20 protein-coding genes and 1 pseudogene are annotated in these 18,826 nt (G+C 53.3%); 12 read left to right on the forward strand and 9 right to left on the reverse strand.

Translation table 11 applies throughout. From position 1 onward, the window contains the following. The first annotated feature begins 7 nt into the window (after positions 1–7). On the forward strand, positions 8–1,942 hold the full coding sequence (locus QZ280_RS14705; RefSeq protein WP_293445539.1) for an FAD-dependent monooxygenase: 1,935 nt from the start codon (positions 8–10) through the stop codon (positions 1,940–1,942). 2 nt (positions 1,943–1,944) lie between these two features. On the opposite strand, the gene QZ280_RS14710 is transcribed toward QZ280_RS14705, so the two are convergent. From QZ280_RS14710 to paaI, 3 genes are read right to left on the reverse strand one after another with little or no spacing between them, the layout of a single operon-like run. Then, a complete protein-coding gene (locus tag QZ280_RS14710) occupies positions 1,945–2,532 on the reverse strand; it encodes a TetR family transcriptional regulator (protein WP_293445541.1) in 588 nt (195 codons plus the stop codon). Between the two features lie 3 nt (positions 2,533–2,535). Further along, positions 2,536–3,840: a phenylacetate--CoA ligase PaaK gene (gene paaK, locus QZ280_RS14715; RefSeq protein WP_293445543.1), complete on the reverse strand. Its 1,305-nt coding sequence runs from the start codon at positions 3,838–3,840 to the stop codon at positions 2,536–2,538. Continuing rightward, a complete protein-coding gene (gene paaI / locus QZ280_RS14720; RefSeq protein ID WP_293445545.1) occupies positions 3,837–4,271 on the reverse strand; it encodes a hydroxyphenylacetyl-CoA thioesterase PaaI in 435 nt (144 codons plus the stop codon). Before paaI ends, paaK begins: the two co-directional genes overlap by 4 nt. Before the next feature lie 93 nt (positions 4,272–4,364). On the opposite strand from paaI, the gene paaZ reads away from it, so the two are divergent. After that, positions 4,365–6,383 carry a phenylacetic acid degradation bifunctional protein PaaZ gene (gene paaZ / locus QZ280_RS14725; protein ID WP_293445547.1) on the forward strand — a complete coding sequence of 673 codons (2,019 nt, stop codon included), beginning with the start codon at positions 4,365–4,367 and terminating at the stop codon, positions 6,381–6,383. A gap of 9 nt (positions 6,384–6,392) precedes the next feature. Further along, positions 6,393–7,796 (forward strand): amidase, encoded by a 1,404-nt coding sequence (locus tag QZ280_RS14730; protein WP_293445549.1) that lies wholly within the window; start codon positions 6,393–6,395, stop codon positions 7,794–7,796. A 17-nt stretch (positions 7,797–7,813) separates the two neighbouring features. On the opposite strand, the gene QZ280_RS14735 is transcribed toward QZ280_RS14730, so the two are convergent. Beyond that, on the reverse strand, positions 7,814–8,512 hold the full coding sequence (locus QZ280_RS14735) for a fumarylacetoacetate hydrolase family protein (protein ID WP_293445551.1): 699 nt from the start codon (positions 8,510–8,512) through the stop codon (positions 7,814–7,816). A 68-nt stretch (positions 8,513–8,580) separates the two neighbouring features. Here QZ280_RS14735 and QZ280_RS14740 point away from each other — a divergent pair, with 68 nt between their 5' ends. After that, complete coding sequence (locus QZ280_RS14740; protein ID WP_293445553.1) at positions 8,581–9,045, forward strand: MaoC family dehydratase; 465 nt, start codon at positions 8,581–8,583, stop codon at positions 9,043–9,045. Here the strand turns inward: QZ280_RS14740 and QZ280_RS16495 are convergent. The 4 genes and pseudogenes from QZ280_RS16495 to QZ280_RS16510 all read right to left on the reverse strand — a co-directional run. Continuing rightward, positions 9,042–9,353, reverse strand: coding sequence for a hypothetical protein (locus QZ280_RS16495; protein ID WP_365734811.1), 312 nt, complete (start codon positions 9,351–9,353; stop codon positions 9,042–9,044). The genes QZ280_RS14740 and QZ280_RS16495 overlap by 4 nt on opposite strands. A gap of 58 nt (positions 9,354–9,411) precedes the next feature. Beyond that, positions 9,412–9,966: a hypothetical protein gene (locus QZ280_RS16500; protein WP_365734813.1), complete on the reverse strand. Its 555-nt coding sequence runs from the start codon at positions 9,964–9,966 to the stop codon at positions 9,412–9,414. 24 nt (positions 9,967–9,990) lie between these two features. Then, entirely contained in the window at positions 9,991–10,269 is a 279-nt protein-coding gene (locus QZ280_RS16505; RefSeq protein WP_365734814.1) for a glycosyltransferase family 2 protein, read from the reverse strand. 107 nt (positions 10,270–10,376) lie between these two features. Then, positions 10,377–10,532: pseudogene (locus QZ280_RS16510) on the reverse strand (BLUF domain-containing protein); the annotation flags it as partial. A 553-nt stretch (positions 10,533–11,085) separates the two neighbouring features. On the opposite strand from QZ280_RS16510, the gene kynU reads away from it, so the two are divergent. Further along, complete coding sequence (gene kynU, locus QZ280_RS14750; protein ID WP_293445555.1) at positions 11,086–12,342, forward strand: kynureninase; 1,257 nt, start codon at positions 11,086–11,088, stop codon at positions 12,340–12,342. A gap of 230 nt (positions 12,343–12,572) precedes the next feature. Here the strand turns inward: kynU and QZ280_RS14755 are convergent, their stop codons facing one another. Continuing rightward, complete coding sequence (locus QZ280_RS14755) at positions 12,573–13,388, reverse strand: alpha/beta hydrolase (protein WP_293445557.1); 816 nt, start codon at positions 13,386–13,388, stop codon at positions 12,573–12,575. A gap of 183 nt (positions 13,389–13,571) precedes the next feature. On the opposite strand from QZ280_RS14755, the gene pcaF reads away from it, so the two are divergent. From pcaF to QZ280_RS14790, 7 genes are all read left to right on the forward strand, one after another. Next, positions 13,572–14,774, forward strand: coding sequence for a 3-oxoadipyl-CoA thiolase (pcaF, locus tag QZ280_RS14760; protein WP_293445559.1), 1,203 nt, complete (start codon positions 13,572–13,574; stop codon positions 14,772–14,774). Between the two features lie 4 nt (positions 14,775–14,778). Continuing rightward, positions 14,779–15,756, forward strand: coding sequence for a 1,2-phenylacetyl-CoA epoxidase subunit PaaA (gene paaA / locus QZ280_RS14765; protein WP_293445562.1), 978 nt, complete (start codon positions 14,779–14,781; stop codon positions 15,754–15,756). Next, entirely contained in the window at positions 15,757–16,137 is a 381-nt protein-coding gene (locus tag QZ280_RS14770; protein ID WP_293445564.1) for a DUF3291 domain-containing protein, read from the forward strand. It abuts the gene before it with no gap. An 88-nt stretch (positions 16,138–16,225) separates the two neighbouring features. Then, positions 16,226–16,510 carry a 1,2-phenylacetyl-CoA epoxidase subunit PaaB gene (paaB, locus tag QZ280_RS14775; protein ID WP_293445566.1) on the forward strand — a complete coding sequence of 95 codons (285 nt, stop codon included), beginning with the start codon at positions 16,226–16,228 and terminating at the stop codon, positions 16,508–16,510. After that, positions 16,510–17,262, forward strand: coding sequence for a 1,2-phenylacetyl-CoA epoxidase subunit PaaC (gene paaC / locus QZ280_RS14780; RefSeq protein ID WP_293445568.1), 753 nt, complete (start codon positions 16,510–16,512; stop codon positions 17,260–17,262). The genes paaB and paaC overlap by 1 nt, the downstream gene beginning before the upstream one ends. 1 nt (position 17,263) lies before the next feature. Continuing rightward, positions 17,264–17,722, forward strand: a complete 459-nt coding sequence (gene paaD, locus QZ280_RS14785) for a 1,2-phenylacetyl-CoA epoxidase subunit PaaD (protein WP_293445570.1) — start codon at positions 17,264–17,266, stop codon at positions 17,720–17,722. A 13-nt stretch (positions 17,723–17,735) separates the two neighbouring features. Further along, complete coding sequence (locus tag QZ280_RS14790; protein ID WP_293445572.1) at positions 17,736–18,800, forward strand: 2Fe-2S iron-sulfur cluster-binding protein; 1,065 nt, start codon at positions 17,736–17,738, stop codon at positions 18,798–18,800. Positions 18,801–18,826 lie beyond the last annotated feature (26 nt).

Raw genomic sequence — 18,826 nt, forward strand, 5'->3', positions numbered from 1 at the left:
GCTTACAATGCAATTTCATCTCAACGGGTTCAAACCGGGTAACTATCAGGTTCCAGATTCGGCGCGCAAAGCCTATCCCATTCCACCTATCGCAGATTTGCCCACAACGGTGGACGTGCTGATCGTTGGCACTGGTCCTGCAGGCCTGACCATGGCGCGTCAGATGTCAGAGTTCAGCGATGTTAAAACTTGTATCGTGGATATGGCCGAAGGCCCTTTGCTTTTCGGTCGCGCAGATGGCATTTCCTGTCGTACGATCGAAATCATGGAAGCCTTTAACAGTGCTGAAATGGTTGAAAAAGAAACCTACAAGCTGATGCAGAACACGTTCTGGGAGCCGGACACAGCCAATCCGAACAACATCAAACGCAAATACAAGATCGCCGACGCGCGTCTTGGCATGTCGGAATTCAAGCACGGCATCGTCAATCAGGCGCGTTTGCATGAGCTTCTGCTTGACGGGATGGCGAACACGATGACCAACTTGCGCCCCCATTACAGCCGCGAATTGCTTGATCTGGAGATTGATGAAACCCTCACGCAAGACCTTGATGCGCATCCTATCACAGCGACGTTCAAGCGGGTTGATGATGCAGGCAACGGCAAGATCGAAACAGTTAAAGCGCGCTTTGCTGTTGGGGCTGATGGCGGACGCAGTCGCGTGCGCAAAAGTCTTGATATTGCACTTGAGGGGGACAGCGCCGACAAAGCTTGGGGCGTGATGGATATCCTGCTCAACACGGATTTCCCCGACATCCGCGTCAAAAGTTTTATCCAGTCCAAAGACCATGGCGCGGTCATGACGATCCCGCGTGAAGGCGGATATCTTATCCGCTTTTATGTTGAGCTTGACCTGATCGACAAAAACAAGCGCGCGACAGACATTAAACTGACCGAGACCGATATCATCGCGAAAGCGCAAAAGATTTTTCACCCCTACACTTTGGACGTGAAAGAAGTGGCATGGTGGTCGATCTATTCTGTGGGCCAACGTCTCGCGGATCGGTTTGATAACCGCGCAGCAAATAGCGCTGATGACATCATCCCGCGTGCTTTCGTCGCCGGTGATGCCTGCCATACACACAGTCCCAAAGGAGGGTGGGGTCTGAACACGTCCCTACCAGATACCTTCAACCTCGGCTGGAAAATGGCTGCCGTTCTGCAAGGCAAAAGCAAACCTGCGTTGCTGGCGACTTACACGACAGAGCGACGCAAAGTCGCGAATCAACTGATCAACGCAGATAAGGAACTGTCACGCATCGTAGCGACGCGGCCCACCGCGGGTGATGGATCTGCAAAGGCAGAAGTCGATACAGCCAAGATCGAAACCTTCATGAAACGCCAAAGTGGGTTTGTCAGTGGAACCTCAATCGAGTATTTCCCCTCCTACATTTGCACCGCCCAAGAAAACCAAGATCTCGCAACGGGTTACAAAATCGGTCAACGCTTCCACTCCGCAGAGGCCAATCGCGTCGCTGATGGCGGAATTCAGCATCTGGGCCATCTCGTCAAAGCAGATGGACGCTGGCGCATTTTCGTGTTCGGCGGGGCGCAAGATCCAACACAGACATCTTCCAACGCCCATCAACTCGCCGAGTTTCTGGCGAAAGACCCCACATCGCCAGTGCAAAAATATACGCCAAAAGGCGCGGATATAGATGCGGTTATCGACACCTATGCCGTCTTCCAGCAACACGATTTATCCATGCACGATCTGCATGGATATCTGTGGCCTGCAAAGGGCAAATATGGCTTGCGTGACTATGAAAAAGTGTTCCAGCCACAAGAAGACAACGACGTCTATGATATTCGTGGTATTGATCGACACTCAGGGTGCATTGTGATCGTCAGACCAGATCAACATATCGCCTCGATCTTGCCGATCACGGCACATGCAGAGCTCTCAAAGTTCTTTGATGTCTTCATGATTGAGCAGACCTAAGTCTAAGTACGCCCCAACACGAGTGCGGCCACATGCTCTGCGTATCGCGTGCGATCCACCTGCGTTGCGTTGCGGTTCCACATGTAAAACCAGTTCAGCATGCCAAAGACAGACATTGTTGTAGCTTTCAATTCGGCTTTGGTGCCGACCAAATGCGGGGGAGCGCAAAGCCTTAGAATGTCCCCCAATTGCACGACCATATCGCGTTGATAGGACTTTAAGATCTCTTGCTCTTTACGGCCCAGACTGGCGATACCGTCTGTCTGGATCTGATGTTCTGCGTCCATCCCCTCATAGGCCAACAAGGTTTCATTCACAAAACGCAACAGTTGCGACGCTGGGTTCTCACCCTGCCCATCAAGCTGCGCCAAACGATCCCGCAAAGTGCGCAGATAGCTGTCGAGGATATCAAACACCAACGCGTCTTTGCTGTCATAATAGTGATAAATGTTCGCCTTGGAGACACCGCAGGCCTCCGCCACTTGCGCCATAGACGCGCGCGCAATACCGCCATTGGCGAACACGCGCGCGGCGACGCGCAGGATATGCGCGCGCTTCTCACTGTGATCTTTGGCGATAGGACGGGCCATGATTCACCCCCGTTTGTCCACAACGCGCACAGCCTTGCCTTGCGAGCGCGCGACAGTGCCGGGATCGCCCACATGCACCTCGGTAGAAACACCAACCATGTCTTTGATCCGCTTGGCGAGCATCTGCGCAGCTGCATCTTTGCTGGCCTCTGAATTTGCATCAGGCAGCATTTCAACATGCACACGCATCGCGTCCATGTGCCCAGATTTATTCAGCTCGATCTGGAAATACGGACCAAGCCCGCCCGTCGCCATCACCTGTTCCTCAATCTGTGTCGGAAACACGTTCACGCCGCGCAGAATGATCATATCATCCGAGCGTCCAGTGATCTTGGAAATCCTGCGCATAGACCGCGCAGTGCCCGGCAAAAGCCGCGTCAGATCGCGGGTGCGGTAGCGGATAATCGGCATGCCCTCTTTGGTGAGCGTGGTAAAGACCAGCTCCCCCTCTTGCCCATCGGGCAGCACCTCGCCCGTTACGGGATCAATGATCTCAGGGTAGAAATGATCTTCCCAAATGACAGGTCCGTCTTTGGTTTCAACACACTCATTCGCAACGCCCGGCCCCATCACTTCGGAGAGCCCGTAGATATCGACCGCGTTGAGATCAAACGCATCCTCAATCTCTGTGCGCATGGCTTCCGTCCAGGGTTCAGCGCCGAAGACCGCAACCTCCAACGAGCTTTTGCGCGGATCGAGACCCACCTTATGAAACGCCTCTAGGATGTTGAGCATATAGGACGGCGTTACCAAAATCCCACGTGGCTTGAAGTCATTGATCAAGCCAACCTGCTTGTTCGTTTGACCACCCCCCATAGGGATCACAGTTGCGCCTAAACGTTCAATCCCGTAATGCGCGCCAAGGCCACCTGTGAACAAGCCATAGCCGTAAGCGTTGTGGATTAGATCACCCTTGCGCAGCCCCGCCGCCCTTAGAGAGCGCGCGACAAGATCGGCCCAATTCGAAATATCATTCGCGGTATAGCCAACAACGGTGGCCTTTCCCGTGGTGCCAGAAGATGCATGAATGCGCATGATATCCGTCCGCGGAACGGCGAACATCCCAAACGGATAATTGTCGCGCAGATCGTCCTTCACGGTGAAGGGAAACTTCGCCAAGTCACTTAGAGATTTCAGATCATCGGGATGCACACCCGCCGCGTCGAAGCGCTCCTTATACATCGCGACATTGTCATAGGCATGGCGCAAAGACCAACGCATCCGCTCCAGCTGGAGCGCGCCAATCTCATCGCGGCTTGCAATCTCAATAGGGTCTAAAATCGATGCATTTGGAGTGAGTTTGCTCATGGTGCTTCCTCGTCAAATAATTGGCCTTTTATCGCGCGCGACAAACCGCGCATCTCTGCGATCAATGTCCCATCTTGGTTAACAACGCGCACATCATAAATGCCACTCCGCCCAGTTAGAGACACTTCGCGCGCGCTTGCGGTTAACACATCCCCAATCTGGCCCGGGGCGATAAACGTAATCATATTATTCTGCGCAACTGTATTTTGATTACGAGAATTACAGGCGAACGCGAATGCCGTATCAGCAAGCGTGAAGATAACACCGCCATGGCAAATGTTATGCCCATTGCAATGATGCTCTCGCACACACAACGACATGCGCGCGCCACTTTCAATGACCTCGCCGCGCTCAATACCCATCCAATGAGACGCGTGATCATTGACCCATAGCGCATCACTAGATTTATTGGCTCTGTCCTGTGGTGTCATCGTCGCCCTCCCATCGCGCATTTAGATATGTCTTGCATAAGCCGTCCAAGCGGTCAATTAATAACGCAAGCGTGTTTTCAAAGGATCAAAGATATGGGCTTGCTACAGATAAATTCCTTCGCTGCGGGCACATGGATTGCACCAGATTCAAGCGCGCGACCGATCGAGAACGCGGTCACAGGCGAGTTGATGGGGCAAGCCGGAAACGCATCCCTTGATGTTGCAGGAATGCTGGAACACGCGCGCACCATTGGTGGGCCGAACCTGCGCAAGATGACGTTTCATGATCGCGCTCGGATGCTCAAAGCAGTAGCCGCACATCTCAACACCCACAAACAAGCACTTTATGATCTGTCCTTCGCGACAGGCGCAACGCAATCGGATCACCTTATTGATGTCGATGGCGGCATTGGCACGATGTTTGTCTTCGCCTCAAAAGGACGTCGCGAAATGCCCGATGGGCATGTCTACATCGATGGTGAAATTGAACAGCTCTCGCGCAATGGCACGTTTCTCGGTCAACACATATGCACGTCGATGCAGGGCGTCGCGGTCCATATCAATGCATTCAACTTCCCTGTGTGGGGCATGTTGGAAAAACTCGCACCGACGCTTCTTGCCGGGGTTCCTGCGATCGTGAAACCCGCGACGGCCACCTGCTATGTCACAGAACTTGCAGTGCGCTTGATGTTGGAAAGCGGGCTGTTACCGGACGGTGCTTTGCAGCTGGTCAGCGGTGGTTTGGGAACCATGCTTGATCAACTCACCTTGCAAGATGTGGTCAGTTTCACAGGCTCCGCGCAGACAGCGTTAAAGCTGCGCTCTGCCCCACATATCCTTGAAAACTCCATCCGTTTCGTCGCAGAGCAAGACAGCCTCAACGCCTCTATTCTCGGCCCAGACGCGGTGCCCGGAACGCCTGAATTTGAGCTCTTCATCAAAGAGGCACAGCGCGAAATGACCACCAAAGCGGGTCAAAAATGCACAGCTATCCGCCGCATCATTGCACCTGAAAACTACGTGAGCGCGGTTATTGACGCGCTCTCTGATCTGCTCTCTAAAACCGTGATAGGAGACCCTAACAAGGCCGAAACGCGCATGGGCGCATTGGTATCGAACGCGCAAAAGCGCGATGTATTAGCCAAAGCTGCGATCATTGGCGCTGAGGCGGAACAGGTTTACGGCAACAAAGACTTCCACGAACACAAAGGCGCGTTTCTCACGCCGATGTTGTTTCATTGCACCACTCCCGATACGGCAAACCGCGTGCACGACACAGAAGCATTTGGCCCCGTTTCCACCGTAATGGGTTACCGCGATGTCGATCATGCAATCGCGCTGGTGAACAAAGGCCAAGGCTCTCTCGTGGCGTCGGTGATCACGCATGACCCTGTGGTCGCACGCAACGTTGCGCTTGGGGCAGGTGCCTTTCATGGGCGGCTCTATTTTAACAACCGCGACTCTATGAAAGAAAGCACCGGTCATGGTTCTCCCCTGCCCCACATGGTGCATGGCGGTCCGGGTCGTGCAGGCGGTGGCGAAGAATTGGGCGGCGTGCGCGGCGTGATGCATTACATGCAGCGCACTGCAATCCAAGGTAGCCCCGATATCCTGACCGCGATTGGCAGCACATGGGTCGACGGCGCGAAAGAGAAACCCGCACCCGCCCATCCGTTCACGCGCACCTTCCACGAAGTCGAGATTGGCGAAACGATCCACACCGATCCCCGCTCTGTAAGTATGGACGACATCGAACATTTCGCGCATTTCACGGGCGACACATTTTACGCGCATATGGATGACGCTGCGGCCAAACGTAACCCGTTTTTCCCCGGTCGTGTGGCGCATGGATATCTGTTGCTGAGCTTCGCGGCCGGCATGTTCGTAGAGCCGAATGAAGGCCCCGTTCTGGCCAACACAGGCCTCGACAATCTGTGCTTTATGAAGCCCGTCGAGGCGGGAGACAGCATAAAAGTGCGTCTTACCGTGAAAAAGAAGACCCCTCGCAACGAAGAGTATGGCGAGGTGCGTTGGCACGTGACGCTGACTAATCAAAACGCCGAAAAAGTAGCGGAGTACGAGCTGCTGACCATGAACGCATATATAAGGTAGGCGTGCGTAATGTCCGATATCATCCGCTGGTCCGCTGTTGAAACAGCCGCGCATATCTGTGCCAAAGACGTCTCTGTTACTGAGGTCACACAAGCGCACCTGACGCGCATGGAACAGGCTAACCCAACTTTGAACGCGGTCACCCATTTGATTGACGGCGCACTTGAAGTGGCGAGATCTCTGGATACTGGGGGCGTGCCGGATGATGCCAGCCCGCTCTTTGGTGTTCCAGTCACGGTGAAAGTGAACATCGATATGGCTGACTATCCCAACACCAATGGGGTGCCTGCTTTCAAGGATATGACAGGCCCAGGCGATGCGCCTGTGGCGGCGAATCTCAAATCCTCTGGAGCGGTGATCATTGCGCGCACGAACACGCCTGAATTTTCAATGCGCTGGTCAACAAGCAATCCGTTGCATGGCGTCTCACTTAATCCTTGGAACACTGCCCTCACGCCTGGTGGGTCCAGTGGTGCCGCTGCTGCTGCAGTCGCCTCTGGAATCGGCGCGATTGCACATGGCAATGATCTTGGTGGCTCGCTAAGATATCCAGCCTATTGCTGTGGTGTGGCGACGATCCGCCCCTCTTTGGGCCGCATTGCATCGATGAACCCAAATGCGCCGGCTGAACGCCCTCCAATCACGCAAATGATGTCCGTCCAAGGTCCAATCGCGCGCAATGTTGCCGATGTGCGCGCGGGTCTTACGGTCATGTCAAAACGTGACCCGCGCGATCCAATGCAAGTGAACACCGCACCGAGCGGGCGAGCACGCGATGATAAAATCACGCTCGGGATCGCGGCCAACCCGTTCGCGACAGATATAGACAACGCGGTTGCCAACGCAATTCAACATGCGGCCAATGCGGCCACATCCGCAGGAATTGAGGTGAAACACATCACCCCGCCCCACATCGACGAATGCGCCGAACTTTGGGGTGAACTGCTGTTCACAGAAACGCACCATATGACACGCGCAGTTGTTACGCAGCATGGCTCGCCTGAAATGAACCGCACAGTTGATGCCTATCAAGAGCGATTTCGCCTCTTGGACATGCCCAATTTTCTAGCCGGGTTGACCCGTCGGGTACAGCTACAACGCATGTGGTCAATGATGTTTGAAGAGGTAGACGCGCTCTTGATGCCGACATCCTTGATCGCGCCGTTCGAGAATGATCTCGACTTCAAAGACCCCGCCAAAATCCCTGATCTCTTAGCCGCACAAGCACCCTCGTTTGTAGTCGCCCTTCTTGGCTTGCCCTCGGTTGCGATCCCGACCCATCTTGAAGATGGCGTGCCCAATGGGGTGCAAATAGTCGCGCCCATGCACGACGATGAATTCGCGCTAGACCTTGCGGAACGGTTGGAGGCAGAGCTTGGAACGCTCTGGCAAAATTTGCCAATCTGGGCCTAACCTGAAACGCGTAAAAACTACTCGGGGGCGCTCAATTTCAACTCAATGGGTGCAAGACCCTCAACGCCGCCACGCAAAATATCACCAGCCACGACAGCACCCACGCCAGCGGGTGTCCCGGTCATAATCACGTCACCCGCGTTTAAGTGATAGTACTTCGAGAGATCCGCAATCACCGCAGGCACTGAATGAATTAGCTCAGCAAAGCTCGCATCCTGCCGCATCTCTCCATTCACTTCGAGATATATACGCTGATCCGTCACGGTGCCAAAGGCTTCCGCTTTACGCGCCTGTGCGAAAATTGCAGAGGCTTCGAAATCTTTGCCTGTGTCCCAAGGGCGCCGCTTGTCCTTTGACGCACCTTGCAAATCGCGCCGCGTCATATCGAGCGCGCAGCAATACCCATAAACCACGCTCAACGCCTCTTCTTGAGCAATCCGAAAGGCAGGGGCGCCGATCAAAATCGCCAGCTCCATCTCGTGATGATAGTTGCTGGTCTCCAGCGGATAAGGAATGCGCGCACCACTATCGATCGCATGCGCAGGCGACTTAGTGAAATAAAACGGTGCTTCGTAATCAGGAGTATTGCCCATTTCGGCAGCGTGGGCGGCATAATTGCGCCCCACGCAAAAAATCCGGTGAATCGGGAACGCCGCGCTTTCGCCTTCAACAGGAATTGTGTGAACAAGTGGCGCGGGGAACAGCAGATCGCTCATGGGACTCTCCTTTTTGTCAAATGGCTCCCTTTGCTTGAACCTGTCAAGCAGATCGCTAGGCTGTTGGCATGAATAGAGCGAACAACATCTGTGAAAAACTAACCCCTTGCATAGGCAAGCCTTTGCCACCCTCTCGCTGGATAGAGATGGATCAAGCTCGCATCACTGCCTTCGCCAATGTGACAGAGGATCATCAATTCATTCACCTCGATCCGGACCGCACAGCGGCGGAAACGCCCTTCGACGGCACCATTGCACATGGTTATTTAACTCTATCGATGGCAAGCGCATTTGCCTATGAAGTGATGCAGGGGATTGAAGGTCAAACTGCCTCTGTTAATTACGGGTTTGAAAAGATCCGCTTCCTCGCGCCAGTTCCGGGAGGCAGTCGTATTCGGGGAAATTTTGTGCTAAAATCTGCAATGCCTAAAGGCGAATCTGCGATCTTACAGATGCATGGGCTCAGCATCGAAATCGAAGGTGCCGATACCCCTGCCCTTGTGGCGGATTGGCTGACCCTGCATCAGCTTTAATGCACTGTTTCGCCCTCTAGCTCGACAGTAAAGAACCACTCGTCCTCGATCTCTTTCGCGACTATTTCGTCGGGCACTACCGTTGGCCTTGACAGAAACACGTTTGATCCGAAATGCAGATGCAAGCGCGCCAGTTTTTCCTGACGCTCGCTTGTGAGTTCTGCGAAGAACTTCGAGTAGTTCTCCGTGGCTTTCAACTCATCAATCTTAGCGAGGTAACAAGCGCCCGAATGCTCATGCACGGCCGCAATCTCTGAATCGCTCATCAACTTCGCCAGCTCTTCTTTCATCATAGGAAGGCGCAACATGATCGAAGTCTTTTCCTCATAATTGTTGTTCATGCGAAACCAATAATCGAGCCCCTGATCACGATCCACGTGGTTCACAAAAACCACGATCCCACTTGACCAGAAAGCTCTCGGCAGAGCGCACAGCGTAGTGATTGAGCTGCACCAGGTCATAGCCATAGGTTTCAATCGTCGAACGCCAGCCATTACTAAACATCTTGCGTGGCAAAGGGTTGCCAGAGCCATTGAACCAATTGATGTCTTCCCAAAGCTGCGGGTTCAGACCCTTGGGTCGATGCACGCCCAGCTTCTTAAACAGCCCGATATTCTGGAACAGCGTCTTAAAACCCCACGCCTGATGCGGCTTGCGCAAAAACTCGGGAGTGCAGCGCAGGAACTGTTCGGTGATCGGCCCGTCCACATAATCATGTACATCGCCATTGCCGAACAAACGCCATGTCATCGCGATCATATTGGCGTCCGACACAGCAGCGAAAAGCGCGTCCAAAATCCCATCGCCGGCCTTAATATTCACGTACTCATCCACGCCAATAAAGGTCGCCCACTTGGCGTTCTGAATGACGTTTTCTTCTTCCACCGATTGAAGCGCTGCGTACTGCGGCTTCAAATCCATTTCGCGAAACCGGTTCTCGCGCCATTAGCAGATGCCTTTACGTTCCAGCATTTGCAGCATCGTGTCGGTGCCATTAATACAATCGTTGGTGTAAACAATGATGTCGTCAAACCCGATCGCACGATGGTAAGCGATCCACTCCAAGATGAACGGACCCTCGTTCTTCATCGTAGTCACAATCGTGCAACGCCCCCTGCCTTTTAGCGCGCGATCCTGCTCAATCTCGGGCATCCACACTGGATTATGCTTCCAGAATTTCTTTGCCTGCTTCAACAACGACAGATGTTCAATCAGCGAGGTCATATGAGTGTTCTGCTTCTCCAATGACCATCTTTAGAAACTTTCAGAAATTTCTGGGCGCGTCCAGGAACCAAGGCGTGCAACGCTTCTGGATTAGATAGAAAATCGCTCTAGTCTGTTATTTGTTCCAGGTCATCGAGACTTACTTCGGTAAACCTCTTGCTCCAATCTTCGAAGGCCCTTTTAGGGATGATTTCCCGCACGGTTGTGACGATGTTTCCGTGACGATGGTCAACTGCGATTTTCTCGAATAGTTCATCGATCTCAACTTTGCGACCTCGATAACCTGCGGAAAACTGCCATCAATATGTAATAGCATTCCGCTAATTTATAGATCAGCGTTTTTGATGAGTGATTTTCCTAGAAGCGTCAGTAGCTCATCATGGCCAAAAGGGGTCGTAGCGGCGCTGCTATAAATGATGCGGATGAGACGTGACATTGCATTCCTTTGTTGCGTTCGTAGAGCGAGCTGCAACACTCAAGTAATCAACTTCAGGCTATAGCTTTGAGTAAAAGTCACAAGTCAGTCGGCGTTCTCTGTGATCTATGTCATCTAGTTTTTAATTCAGAAGATCGTTCATATGAACCTGCGCCGACATCGACCTTATTGAACGGTTTTCTCTTTGGTTGGGCAACGCTTTCTGAGGTCATCGGATCCTTAAGTTCGCAACAAACTAGTGGGGCTGGGTGAAATCCAGTAGCTATGGCTGCGAAGTTGGCCCTGGAAGCTTGGACAACTATATGCCTATCAAGAACGTATGGCATTCAACGGAAATCGTGTAAGCCCAACACAAATTGTCGAACATCTGGAATAGAAAAATGACTGCATCTGTAGGAAAAATTACCCGCGAGGACACGATCAAAATGGATGGTGCTGATCCGATTGCCCATCTGCGTGAGCGTTTTGAATTGCCGGAAGGCGATATTTACCTCGACGGTAACTCCCTTGGTGCGCTGCCGCTGGGTGTGATGGAACGTCTTGAGGTCGCTGTGAAAAAGGAATGGGGCCAAGGGTTGATCCGCAGTTGGAACGATGCGGATTGGTATCCTGCCCCGCAACGCGCTGGCGCTGCGATTGCGCGTATTTTGGGCGCGGATGACGACGAAGTCATCGTGTGCGATTCCATTTCTGTGAACTTGTTCAAGCTGCTGGTTGGCGCTTTGCGTATACGCAGGGATCGCAAGATCATCGTCTCTGAAATCGGCAACTTCCCGACGGATGTCTACATCAACCAGGAGGTTGCGGACCTTATGGGTTGTGAGCTGCGCTGCGTCATGCCCGAAGACGTCGAAGCGGCGATTAACGCCGCTGGTGATAACCTCGCACTCGTCCAATTGACGCATGTTCACTACAAAACTGGCAGCATTTACGACATGCAGGACATCACCAAACAAGCGCAGGATCTTGGCGGCTTGGTGATCTGGGATCTAGCGCATTCTGCTGGATGTCTGCCCGTACAGCTAAACGGATGTAACGCCGATTTCGCGGTTGGTTGTGGGTACAAATATCTCAATGGCGGCCCTGGCGCGCCTGCGTTTGTCTTCGTCGCACGCCGCCATTTTGAAGCGATGGATCAGCCCCTTCGTGGTTGGCATGGCCACGCTGAACCTTTCGCGTTCACGCAAGAGTATAAACCGCATCCAACAATTGATCAGATGTTAACGGGCACAGCCTCCCAGCTTGCCACACTTGCGCTAGAAACTGCGCTGAAAGTGTTTGAGGACGTCGACATGAACGTGTTGCGTCAAAAAAATATGGCGCTGGGGGATTTGTTCATCGCCTTGGTCGAGCAAGAACTAGGCGGTATGAATTTTGAGCTTGCCAGCCCTAAAGAGGCTGAGCATCGCGGCTCTCAGGTCTCACTGACCCATGAAGAAGGATACGCGATCATGCAGTCTGTTATCGCACGTGGTATCGTAGGCGATTTCCGCGCGCCCGACATCCTACGCTTTGGCTTTGCAGCCCCCTATGTGCGGTACATTGATATCTGGGATTCAATAGCTCAACTGCGTGACGTAATGGAGACGCGTGAGTGGGATCAGCCCAAGTTCAAAGAACGCCGCGCGGTGACCTAAAGATCTTGGGTTTTAGAATGTTTTCCAAGCGCCAAGCTCAGTCTCGTAACAGAACTCAAGATAGATTTCATCCGCGGCATCATCGCGGCACATATCTATGTCGATTTTGTCATCTACTATGGTGGCGCGATTGTGCTGTATGCGAGACCGAGTGAACATGGCTTTTTACAAGCACGCACCTCGCTGCAGAAAAATGTGGCATAATGATGATTATGTAATTTGTTGCGCGGTTATGCCAGGAGCGCACGCGTGATTTCACTCTCTGGCAAGCACAGCCCGTCAAGCACCGTGAAATGATCGTACTGTGCGTCAACAGTGCTTTGAGTTTTGACGTCTAAGCCCGCCCAGATCTGCGCGATGAGTTGGGTTTGGCGGATGAACTCGGGGCGCTCACCACCGCCCACCCAAGACCTATATGGAATCGTGCCCGCGGGACGGTGTAGGACAGGACTTTCGACATAGGCTTCTGCTTCATCAAGGCGCAATGTTTCGTTTAGCTTGGTGTGCAGCAAGGGGCGCAAATCATGCACGCCGCTGATCGAGAACACAGAGATCACACGCGCCAAAGTTGCCGCGCTCAGAGGACTATCATCGCACATCATACGCGTTGCGAGGTGGCCGCCGGCAGAATGGCCCGTGATACGAATTGGACCCTCCACATGCGTTGCAGCCTGAGTGACCGCACGTCCGATTTGCGCAGTGATTTCGTGGATACGAGCTTCTGGCGCGAGGGTATAACTGGGCATGCACACGGCCCATCCATTGTCGCGCGCGCCTTCTGCAAGATGGCTCCAGTAGGCTTTATCAAGGCGCATCCAATAACCGCCATGCACAAAGATCACCAACCCTTTCGGCGTCTCGTCAGGCCAAATTAGATCGAACCGTTCTCTTGGGTGATCGCCGTAGGGAATGTCGTGCTCAATCTTAACACCGCTTGTGTGATAGGCAGCGGCGCTATCCGTCCATATCTGTGGCAGGCTTACGGAGCCTGGAATATAGGCCATGTTTGCGAACGCATCGTCCCAATCGTGGATCGGCTTTAGCATGTCACTCTCCTGCATTTGGGGCCCCGATATGGCCCTATTCTAAACGGGTTGTTGGGATTTGCCATTAGACTTTTCCATAAAACGTTACGAATTTTCCAAAAAATGGCAATTTTTGTAACTTATGCTTGCGCGACTCTCCCGAATGCCGATATCCTAAAGGTCAAGACTAGGGAGATCGTCTTCATGGAAGCCTTTATTTGCGATGGCGTGCGCACACCGATTGGGCGGTATGGCGGTGCTCTGTCGTCTATTCGCACTGATGATCTTGCCGCTTTGCCAATTGCGGCTTTGATGGCGCGCAACACGGGTGTTGATTGGTCAAAGGTGGATGAGGTCATTTATGGCTCTGCCAATCAGGCGGGCGAAGACAATCGCAATGTTGCGCGTATGGCGGCGTTGCTTGCGGGTTTGCCGATTGATGTGCCTGGAACGACGATCAACCGGCTCTGCGCGTCTGGAATGGATGCTGTCGGTTTCGCTGCGCGGGGGATCAAGGCCGGTGACTACGATTTAACCATAGCCGGCGGTGTTGAGAGCATGAGCCGCGCCCCCTTTGTGATGCCCAAAGCAACAGCCGCATTCACACGCGCAAATGAGGTGTTTGATACGACAATCGGCTGGCGCTTCATCAATCGCAAAATGAAAGAGGCGTATGGTGTCGATTCCATGCCCGAAACCGCTGACAATGTTGCGGCGGACTATGGGATCAATCGTGCTGATCAAGACGCGTTTGCGCAACGCTCCCAAGAAAAATTTGTGGCAGCACATGAAGCGAATCTATTTGCGGACGAGATTGTTCCAGTGCATGTCCCCCAGCGCAAAGGCGATCCGATTCTCTTTGACACAGACGAACATCCCCGTGCTGGCACAACGGCTGAAAAACTAGCGAAGCTGCGCGGGATCAATGGCCCTGACATGACGGTCACTGCTGGTAACGCGAGCGGTGTAAATGATGGGGCGGCGGCGCTTCTCATAGGTTCTGATAAGGCGCTTTATAAGAATTCACTGTCGCCGATGGTGCGGATTGTCGGCATGTCCTCTGCGGGTGTTGCGCCGCGCATCATGGGCATTGGTCCGATTCCGGCCACTCAGAAAGTGCTCGCACGGGTAGGGCTAAGTATGAATCAGATGGATGTGATCGAATTGAACGAAGCTTTCGCCAGCCAAGGTCTTGCGACGCTGCGTTCTCTTGGTGTTGCGGATGATGATCCGCGCGTGAACCCGCAAGGCGGCGCGATTGCGCTCGGTCACCCGCTGGGCATGTCCGGCGCGCGTTTGGTTCTGACGGCGGCGCATCAATTGAAACGCACAGGTGGTCGGTATGCGCTGTGCACGATGTGTGTTGGCGTTGGCCAAGGCGCGGCGATAATTCTGGAAAGGGTATAATAAAATGTACGCACAGATGATTAAATCCGAAGCGACGCAGGACGATCCTGAACGGCTCGCCGCCTTTCAAGCGCGCATTGATGCGGGTGAAAAGATTGAGCCGAAAGATTGGATGCCAGAGGGCTACCGCAAAACGTTGATCCGCCAAATTGGTCAGCACGCGCATTCTGAAATTGTTGGTCAATTGCCCGAAGGCAACTGGATCACACGCGCACCGACGCTGGAACGCAAAGCCATTCTGCTCGCAAAAGTGCAGGACGAGGCGGGCCATGGTCTCTATCTTTATTGCGCTGCTGAAACGCTAGGCGTGACCCGCGATGAGCTGACGGAAATGTTGCTCGATGGGCGGATGAAATATTCCTCTATTTTCAATTATCCGACCCTGACATGGGCGGATATGGGCGCTGTTGGCTGGCTTGTGGATGGTGCTGCGATCATGAATCAGGTGCCTTTGCAGCGCACTTCTTATGGTCCTTATTCCCGCTCGATGATCCGCATTTGTAAGGAAGAGAGTTTTCATCAGCGTCAAGGTTACGACATCATGATGAAGATGGCGAAGGGCACGGACGCGCAGAAACGCATGGCTCAGGACGCTCTGAACCGTATGTGGTTCCCGTCTTTGATGATGTTCGGTCCCTCTGACGCTGAAAGCGTGCATTCCGAACAAAGCATGTCGTGGAAAATTAAGATGAACGGCAATGATGAGCTGCGTCAGAAGTTTGTAGATCAGACTGTGCCGCAAGCGGAATACCTTGGTCTGACCGTGCCTGATCCTGACTTGAAATGGAACGACGAGAAGGGCGGTTATGATTTCACCGGCCCCAATTGGGACGAGTTTTTCGATGTGCTGCGCGGCAACGGCCCGTGCAACAAAGAACGCCTCGCTGCGCGTAATAAAGCGTGGAACGATGGGGCATGGGTACGTGACGGCTTGATGGCTCATGCTGAGAAAAAGCGCGCCGCGAGAATGGCTGCTGAATAGATGAAGTTGGCTGAACTCAATGTAGGATACGCGCTGTACCCGCTAGATGATCCGCGCATGGCGGGTTTCATGGATAATCTTGATAAAATAAATGCGCTTGCGGAACGCTCGCATGGTTACGTGTGGCGGACGAAATCTGACAGCGGCAATGCGACGGATCTGGATGTGCCGGGTGATGAGCAGATGATCGCGAACATGTCAGTTTGGGAGGATGTCACGTCGCTCGGGAATTACGTGTTCAACACGATCCATGCCAAGTTCTACGAAAAACGCCCCGCGTGGTTTGAGAACATGACGCGGCATCATTTTGTGATGTGGTGGGTTGAGGATGATCACATCCCAACACTGGACGGGGCCGTGGAGCGCCTTGCGCATTTATAAAAACACGGCTCATCCAATTATGCCTTTGGTTGGGATGCGGTCGATCAATCTGCATGGCCCAGATGCGAAATAGCAGCGGAGAAGTGTGATGAAAAACGAATGGCCCCTTTGGGAAGTGTTTATCCGTGGACAACACGGGATGAGCCATCGACACGTTGGCAGCCTACATGCCGCTGACGAAGAAAGTGCGATCAAGAACGCGCGCGACGTCTATACGCGGCGCAATGAAGGTGTGAGCATTTGGGTCGTGGCAGCGCGCCACATCGCAGCCTCGTCACCCTCAGAAAAAGGTCCGCTTTACGAGCCTTCTGAGAGTAAAGTCTACCGGCACCCAACCTTCTTTGATATCCCTGACGAAGTGGGCGCAATGTAATGTCTGCTTATTTTGAGTTCCTGCTGCGCATGGGCGACAACACGTTGATCCTTGGACATCGTGTCTCTGAATGGTGCGGTCATACACCGGTGATCGAGGAAGATATCGCGCTTGCGAACACTGCGCTGGACTTGATTGGGCAGACGCAAATGTGGCTTGGCCTTGCGGCGGAGGTTGAGGGTAAAGGACGCACAGCCGATGATCTGGCGATGCTGCGCGACGCTTGGGACTTTCGCAATGTGTTGATGGTCGAGAAACCCAATGGCGATTTCGGTCAAACGCTGATGCGTCAGTTTCTGTTTGATGCGTTTCATTTGGAAATGCTCAAAGGCTTGACGACTTCGTCTGAACCGCGCGTTGCGGAGATTGCTGCGAAGGCTGTCAAAGAGGTGCTGTATCATGTGGAACGCTCTGGCGACACTGTGATTGGGCTGGGAGATGGCACGGCGGAAAGCCACGAGCGCATGCAAGATGCGCTCAATTTGATGTGGCCCTATGTCGGTGAAATGTTCGCGTCTGATGATGTTGATACAGAGATGCTGAGCACAGGAATTGCGCCTGACTTAAACCAGCTTCGGATCGCATTTGACGCACATGTCGGCGCTGTTATGGCGGACGCGACGCTGACTATTCCCGACAGCACTTTCGCGCATAAAGGCGGCAAAAGCGGCTTTCAGCACACAGAACATTTGGGCCATATCCTAACGCAAATGCAGTGGTTGCAACGCGCCTATCCTGGGGCAAGCTGGTAGTATGAAACCAGGGATCGCGCAGATTTGGGACTGGTTGGACCAAGTGCCGGACCCTGAGATCCCTGCGATATCTGTGGTTGATCTTGGTATTGTGCGCGGTGTTGCGTGGGACGGCGACACGCTTGAGGTCGCCGTGACGCCGACCTATTCGGGTTGCCCTGCGACCTCAGTGATCTCAATGGATATCGAAACAGCGATGATCGATCGTGGGATTGAAAAGACACGGATCAAGACGCAAATCTCGCCGCCTTGGACCACGGATTGGCTGTCTGACAAAGGTCGCGCCAAGCTGGAAGACTACGGTATAGCACCGCCCCGCGCTGCCGGTGGACCTGCGCGCTGCCCGCGTTGCAAATCCGAAAATCTAGACCGAATTTCGCAGTTCGGTTCTACCCCTTGCAAGGCGCAATGGCGCTGTTTGGACTGCCTTGAGCCGTTCGATTATTTCAAATGTATCTGAAGGGAGCTTAAGAATGGCGCGCTTTCATCCGCTTAAAGTCACCGAGGTTCGCAAGACCATTCGCGACGCTGTTGTCGTCTCGCTCGAACCTGCGAATGATACTGATTTCGACTTCATCCAAGGCCAGTATCTGACGTTCAAGCAAGAGATCGAGGGCACGGAAATTCGCCGTTCCTATTCGATCTGCGCGGGCAAAGACGATGGCATCTTGCAGGTCGGGATCAAGAAGGTGGATGGCGGTGCCTTCTCTACATGGGCCAACGTAAATCTCGCCCCAGGCATGGTGCTGGATGCGATGCCGCCAATGGGAAAATTTTACACAGATATAGACCCTAATCAGCCCAAAAACTATCTGGGTTTCGCGGGTGGTTCTGGTATTACGCCAGTTCTGTCGATCATCAAAACCACCCTCGCACGCGAACCCGACAGCCGGTTTACGCTGGTTTATGCCAATCGCGGCGTGAACACGATTATGTTTCGCGAAGAACTCGAAGACCTCAAGAACAACCATATGGGTCGTTTGAATGTGATCCATATTCTGGAAAGCGATGCGCAGGATATCGAGCTGTTCAAGGGCCGCGTGGACGAAGCAAAGTGTGCGGCACTTTTTGCCAATTGGATCGATATCAAAAGCGTTGATACCGCGTTCATCTGCGGACCAGAACCGATGATGTTGGGGATCGCTGTCGCTTTGAAAGATCACGGGTTGAGCGAGGAGCAAATCAAGTTTGAGCTGTTCGCCTCCTCTCAGCCGGGCCGCCTGCCCCAGCGTAAAACGCAAGCCGTAGAGACTACCAAACCTGCAGAGGCAGTAGTGATCATCGATGGCACGGGGCGCACGGTGGACATGTCTAAAGATCAAACCGTGCTGGAAGCGGCGCTCGCAGGTGGATTAGACGCACCATTTGCCTGCAAAGCGGGCGTGTGTTCCACCTGTAAATGCAAGGTGATCGAGGGCGAAGTCGAGATGGTCACGAACCATGCGTTAGAGGACTACGAGGTTGAGCAAGGGTTCGTGCTGTCGTGCCAATCGTTTGCGCTTACTCAAAAGGTTATTGTGGATTACGATCAGCATTGATTTCTAAATCTTCCCATGCCCATAAA

It is taken from the genome of Planktotalea sp., assembly GCF_018607995.1.
Classification (GTDB): Bacteria; Pseudomonadota; Alphaproteobacteria; order Rhodobacterales; family Rhodobacteraceae; genus Planktotalea.